The 6,238-nt window shown below is 71.8% G+C and carries 4 protein-coding genes; 1 reads left to right on the top strand and 3 read right to left on the bottom strand.

Annotated elements, in window-relative coordinates; genetic code table 11:
• The 3 genes from ACFU7Z_RS31560 to ACFU7Z_RS31550 all read right to left on the bottom strand — a co-directional run.
• The coding region (locus ACFU7Z_RS31560; protein ID WP_380781246.1) for a multiprotein-bridging factor 1 family protein at window positions 1–256 on the bottom strand (256 nt) is incomplete at its 3' end.
• A 183-nt stretch (window positions 257–439) separates the two neighbouring features.
• Window positions 440–1,489: a LacI family DNA-binding transcriptional regulator gene (locus ACFU7Z_RS31555; RefSeq protein ID WP_380781240.1), complete on the bottom strand. Its 1,050-nt coding sequence runs from the start codon at window positions 1,487–1,489 to the stop codon at window positions 440–442.
• A 181-nt stretch (window positions 1,490–1,670) separates the two neighbouring features.
• A complete protein-coding gene (locus ACFU7Z_RS31550; RefSeq protein ID WP_380781238.1) occupies window positions 1,671–3,623 on the bottom strand; it encodes an FG-GAP-like repeat-containing protein in 1,953 nt (650 codons plus the stop codon).
• A 433-nt stretch (window positions 3,624–4,056) separates the two neighbouring features.
• Here ACFU7Z_RS31550 and ACFU7Z_RS31545 point away from each other — a divergent pair, with 433 nt between their 5' ends.
• Complete coding sequence (locus tag ACFU7Z_RS31545; protein ID WP_380781236.1) at window positions 4,057–6,102, top strand: FG-GAP-like repeat-containing protein; 2,046 nt, start codon at window positions 4,057–4,059, stop codon at window positions 6,100–6,102.
• Window positions 6,103–6,238 lie beyond the last annotated feature (136 nt).

Here is a 6,238-nt window from a genome sequence, read left to right as displayed (position 1 = left end):
GGGCCCCGCGGCGGGCCGGGGCGGGGCCGCCCGCACAAAACAATCCCGCGCGGGCCCCCCCCCGCCCCCCCCCCGCCGCGAGCTGTTGGACGGAGCGGCGCTGTGGTCGGAGCACCCGGCCCCGCTCGATGTCGCTGATCGTTCTCACACTGACCCGGGAACGCCGGGCGAGTTCCTCATGCGTGAATCCCACTTCACGACGAAGCGCCCTCAGTATGCCCCCGAATGCCGAATCCCCTTGTTGTGCCTTCGACATGTCACCCCCCAGAATCTTGGCGCGTGGGAGCGCTCCCACGCCCATCGGGAGCGTAGCAGCACCTTATGCCCAGGTCAGCCGTGACACTCGGCCGTGGCTCATACCGGAACAACGGGACGTGACGGCCTTTCAGTTCGAGGCCGTCCGAGGCCGTCCGAGGCCGTCCGAGGCCGTCCGAGGCCTTCAGGTCGAGGCGCGGACCGTCAGTTCGGTCGGAAGGATCACCTGGCGACGCGGCCGCCCGGGGTCGGCGATCTCCTCGAGCAGCAGCTGGACCATCAACCGCCCCATCGCCTCGGTCGGTTGGCGAACACTGGTGAGGGGCGGCTCGGTGCTACGGGCGATGACGGAGTCGTCGAAGCCGACGACGGCCACGTCTCCCGGCACGTGCCGCCCGGCCTCGCGCAGCGCCCGGAACGCGCCCACGGCCATCAGGTCGGAGGCGCAGAACACGGCATCGAGGGTGGGCATTTCGGCCAGGAGCTCGCACATCGCCGCGTAGCCGCCCGCCTCGGTGAAGTCGCCGTGGGCGACGAGCGCGTCCTCCGGAGCGAGGCCGGCCTCCGTGAGCGCCTCCCGGTACCCCGCCAGGCGTGCCCCGGCCGCTTCCATGGCGAGCGGCCCCGTGATGGTGGCCACTCTGGTGCGGCCGAGTCCGACCAGGTGCCGGACGGCCGCCCGGGCCCCGCCGGCGTTGTCGGCGTGGACGTAGCTCAGCGATTCGCGCTCGGACCGGCGGCCGCCCAGTACGGCCGGCATCCCGAGCTGTTCGAGCAGGTCGGGCAACAGGTCGTCCTGGCGCACCGAGACCAGGAGCACCCCGTCGACCCGACGCGCGGTGAGGTAGCGCGTCAGACGCTCGCGCTCGTCCTCATTACGGACCAAGGTCAGCAGCAACTGAAGGTCTGTTGAGGCGAGTTCGTCGGAGATCCCGGCGATGACGTCCGCGAAGTACGGCTCCGACCTCAACCGCGACAGGCTCTCCGGGACGACCAGGGCGACGACGTCGGTGCGCGAGGTCACCAGGGACCGTGCCGCCTGGTTGGGTACGTAGCCGAGCTCGGCGACGGCGTGCTCGACGGCCTCCCTCGCCCGGGCGCTCACCTTGGGCGAACCGTTGATGACCCGGGACACCGTTCCCCGGCTGACTCCCGCGCGGGCGGCCACGTCCTCCACCGTCGGTCGCGCGGCAGACCGGGCGCCACCGGGGCCCGGCCTGTCAGTTCGGGGCATGATCACACTCCGGTGTGGCTCACTCTCGGGAGTGGCCATCCTACACGGCGTGAGAGCGCTCCCATCGGCGCTTCCACGAGTGCTCCCGCGGGCCCTCCCACCGGCGCTTCCACGCGCCCGGCCCGTCGCCCGGCCCGTCGCCCGGTCGGGAGGGTGTCCGACCGGCCGACGGGACCGGCGGTCACAGGGGCATGCCCTGCCAGCCGCCGAGGTTGGTGGGCGTCGTGCCCGTGCGGAAGTAGACGCGGCCGTCCGTGCCGATGGCGAACACGTACAGGACACCGCCGCCGTCGACGATCGCGGTCGGGTAGTCGAGGACGGTGCCGCCGAGGTCCTGCCAGGCGCCGTAGCCGGCGTTCGGCGCGGTCTGGGCGGTGGTGCTCACGCCGCCGCCGCCGTTGCGCTCGAACAGGACGACCCGACCGCCGAGGTTGGCCATCGCCGGCTCGCCCACGCCCTTGTGGCCGCCGAGGTTGGTCGGGGACTGGCTCCACGGCCCCCCGGGCCGGGTCTGGTAACTGACGAGCATCGCGCCGGTTTCGGCCTCGCGGTAGGCGAGTTCGATGCGGCCGTCCTGGTCGAGCGCGGCCTTGGGCGGGCTGGCCGGGCGGGAGTTCGGGATCGGGCCCGGGCCGTTGATGGCGTCGTTCGGGGCGGTCTGCCACCAGTTGACGACCCCGTCGCGGGTGCTGGCGAAGACCTCGATCCTCCCGACGCCGTTGCGGATCGCGGTGACGGGATCCTGGACGTCGGTGCCGTGCAGGTCGTCCCAGGTGGTCGTCCAGGCGCCGTTCGGGCTGGTCTGCCGGATCGCGCTGAGGCCGCCGCCGCCGTTCTTGACGAAGAGCTCCAGCCGGCCGTCCTGGGAGGCGACCACCGCGGGCACGCCGACCTGGCCCGCGTTGACGAGCCCGGCGTTGGGGTTGCCGAGGTCGGCCCAGCTGTCCCGCCACACGCCGTTGGGCGTGGTCTGCGGGACGGAGACGATGTGGTGGTCGGTGAGGCGGCGGGCGAAGACCTCCATCCGGCCGTCGGCGTTGGTGCCGACGGCGATGCCCGGCGCCAGCCGCCCGCCCGGGTCGGCGAACCGTGCCGGGCCGCCCCAACTGCCGTCCCCCTGGCTCCAGTACGTGTAGAGGGAGCCCGCCCGGACGACGAAGACCTGCGGCCGGCCGTCCTGGTTCAGCCCGGCCCAGGAGGTGCCCCGCGACCAGCGGTAGTACATCCGGGAGAACCAGGCGGTTTCGTAGTTCCCCGAGTGGTCGTGGCTGGCGTACTCGGAGACGAACACGCCCTTGGTGCCGACCGTCGCCGGGTCGAGGTTCACCGGGCAGTCGCTGATGTTGTAGTCCCGGTAGTTCACCTGGATCAGCGAGCCGCCGTACTGGCTCGCCGCCATGCCCGCGAACTTCGCGGCGGAGATGTGGTCCGAGTGGTCGTCCTTGTAGCGGGTGTCCGGGAGTTCGTCCTGGGCCCGGAGCACGGTCGGCTGGTACGTCACCATGATCTGCCGCAGCACCTCGACGACGTCCGCCGCCGTGTAGGTCGACGGCCCGGACAGCGGGCTGCCCTTCGGGACGACCGTGGTGTCGATGCCGCCGTTCAGCACGTTGGCGAGCCCGGCGTCGTGCAGGTTGAGGAAGATCAGGTGCACCGGCCGGTCCTTGAGCATGTACCGCTCGACCTGTTTGCCGGCGACCGTCCAGGCCTCGACCGTCCAGTGCCCGATCTCGTCGGTCGCCGGGTCGTTGTCGCCGACCCCGGTCATCCGGGAGTAGGCGTTGACGGCGCCCATCTGGCGGTTCCAGGTGCGCAGCGGGTCGCCGGCGGGGTCCCAGCAGCCGCCCGCGCACGGGTCACCGGTGATGTTCCCGGCGGTGACGAACACCGTGACGGACGGCGTGCCGTCGGCGAGGGCGTTGGACAGGTCCGGGTTCATGAACAGGATGTCGTCGTCCTCGTGGGCGACGACCTGCATGAACAGCGGCCCGGAGCCGGCGGCCATACGTGCGGCCGTACCCGCACCCGTACCCGTGGCCGCGGAGGCTCGGGTCGCGGTCCCCTTGGCCAGGACGGGTGCGGCGAGGGCGGTCAGCGCGAGGGAGGTGAGGAGTTGCCGTCGTCCGATTGCCATGTGATGTCCCCTCATTCGAGATTTCGAGGTTCGACAGGTGATCACGCCAGGAGGAGATTGGCGGATTGTCGGGCGGAAAGTGCCCGAGACGGTATATCGCAAATTCCGTCAGGCGCGACAGTCAGCTGACGCACGATCAGGCCACTCCGCCTGCTTCCCGCCGATCTCGCCTGTACAGCGCGGTTTCTGCTGGAACTTCCCCATGGCTTCCGCCTGATGTTCCTCCTGGCGGAAGCCGGGCCGGCGGTGATTACATGGTGGATGGCGAGCGGTCTCCGAGATTTCTCGGCGCATTCTCGGACCTCCTCCTCCGGGAAGCGGATCGCCGCCATTTCCTGGTCACCCGAGCCATGCGGGAAAACGGTCTTCCGTACCCGGCGAAAGGACTCCTGTGCACGTCGCCCACCGCCCACCGCGGGGCCGCCTGTCCGCCTTGACGGCAGCCGCCGTCGTCCTCGGCGCGTTCGCCGCCCTGCCGCCCGCGGCCCCGGCGAACGCGGCCGCCGGCTGTGGGCCGGTCCCCGCCGCGCTCGCGTCGGGCCCGGGCGCGCCGCGCCCCGAGTCCGTGGCCTGGACGGGGAGTTGGGGTACCGCCATGAGCCTGGCCGGACCGTCGGCAGCCTCGGGCGTGACGGGGCGGCAGACCCTGCGCATGGTCGTCCACACCAGCATCGGCGGCAGCTCCGCCCGGATCCGCCTGGTGAACACCTTCAGCCCGGACCCGGTGACCATCGGGCACGTCACCGTCGCGGCCCAGGACCGGACTTCGGCCCGGAACGGGAACCCGGCCACGGCGGCGGCCGCGCCGGTCACCCTGACCTTCGGCGGTTCGGGCCGGACCGTCGTCCCGCCCGGCGGCGAGGTCTACAGCGACCCCGTCGCCTTCCCGGTCACCGCGGACGAGAACCTGCTGGTCAGCCTCTGGCTGCCCGACAAGGTCACCACCGCGCCCTACCACCCGTACACGCTCACCACCTCCTACACCTCCGCCCCCGGCGACGGTGCCGACCGCACCCAGGACACGGGCGGCGCCAACCTCTCCACCCCGTACGCCTACTGGGCCTTCCTGGCCGGCCTGGACGTCACGGCCGCCGGCAGCGACGGGACGGTGGTCGCCCTCGGCGACTCGCAGGTGGACGGCGGGCACACCGACCAGGACTCCAACACCCGCTGGGCCGACGACTACGGGCGCGCCCTCAGCGCCCGACCGACGCCCGAGGGCATCGTCAACAAGGGCATCTCCGGCAACCGGATCCTCACCGACGGGACGGGAGGACGCGTCGGCTTCGGTCAGAGCGCGCTCAACCGCTTCGACCGGGACGTCCTCTCCCAGACCGGAGTGCGGAGCGTCGTGCTCTACGAGGGCATCAACGACATCACGATGGACGACGCCTCCGACTCCGCGCTCGAGTCGGGCATCCAGCAGCTGGCCTCACGCGCGCACGCGGCCGGGCTGCGCTTCACCGTCGCCACCATCCCCGCCTTCCAGGGCCACGCCGACTACACCGCCGCCCGGGACCGGGTGCGCCGGTGCGTCAACGACTGGATCCGCACGACGACGGCCATCGACGGCTTCCACGACTTCGACCGGGCGACCCGCGACCCGCTCAACCCGAGCGCCGCGTTCGCCGGTTACGTCTCCTCCGACCACCTGCACTTCACCACCAACGGGAACGCGGCCCTCGCCGAGGTCCTCGCTCCGCGGCCCGCCCCGGCCAGCCCCTCCCACACCTTCTCCCAGACGACGGCCGGAGCCTTCCACGGCAAGGGCACCGGCGACCTCGTCGCCCGCGACGACTCGGACGGGCACCTGTACGAGTGGGCGGGGCGGGGAGACGGGTCCTTCGCGGCCAGGACCGACCTGACGGCCGGCTGGGGCGCGTTCTCCCAGACCACCGCCGGTGACTTCCGGGGGACCGGGCACGCGGATCTGATGGCGAGGGAGGATGCGACGGGCAACCTGTACATGTGGCGGGGTAATGGGGACGGTACTTTCGCGGGCCGGGTGCTGGTCACTGGCGGGTGGGGTCCGTTCTCGCAGACGGTCGCCGGTGATTTCCGGGGGACCGGCCGCGCGGATCTGATGGCGAGGGAGGACGCGACGGGCAACCTGTACATGTGGCCGGGTAACGGGGACGGTACTTTCGCCGGTCGTGTGCTCGTCACCGACGGGTGGGGTCCGTTCTCGCAGACGGTCGCCGGTGATTTCCGGGGGACGGGTCACGCGGATCTGATGGCGAGGGAGGACGCGACGGGCAACCTGTACATGTGGCCGGGCAACGGGGACGGTACGTTCGCCGGTTGGGTGCTCGTCACCGACGGGTGGGGTCCGTTCTCGCAGACGGTCGCCGGTGACTTCCGGGGCACCGGCCGCGCCGACCTCATCGCCCGCAACGACACCTACGGCGTCCTCGACGAATGGACGAACACGGGCGGAGCCTCCTTCTCCCGCGCCTTCCGGCTCACCGACGGCTGGTGACCGGCCGGTCGGCCCCGTCCAACTCCTCCGACTCGTCCTGCCCGGCCAATGCGCTTGCACGGGACCACCGTTCGCAGCGGCGGCCCACCGGGCGGGGCGGCTCGCCGACGGCGAGGAGGGCGGCCACCACCGCACC

It is taken from the genome of Kitasatospora sp. NPDC057518, from assembly GCF_042802075.1.
Taxonomy (GTDB): domain Bacteria; phylum Actinomycetota; class Actinomycetes; order Streptomycetales; family Streptomycetaceae; genus Kitasatospora.
Note: the sequence above shows the minus strand (reverse complement) of the source record. Positions and strands in the feature narration are given on the sequence as shown.

Excerpts from the sequence above, each read along its gene's own strand:
- ACFU7Z_RS31555 (WP_380781240.1), bottom strand. The coding sequence starts at position 1,489 with ATGCCCCGAACTGACAGGCCGGGCCCCGGTGGCGCCCGGTCTGCCGCG.
- ACFU7Z_RS31550 (WP_380781238.1), bottom strand. The coding sequence starts at position 3,623 with ATGGCAATCGGACGACGGCAACTCCTCACCTCCCTCGCGCTGACCGCC.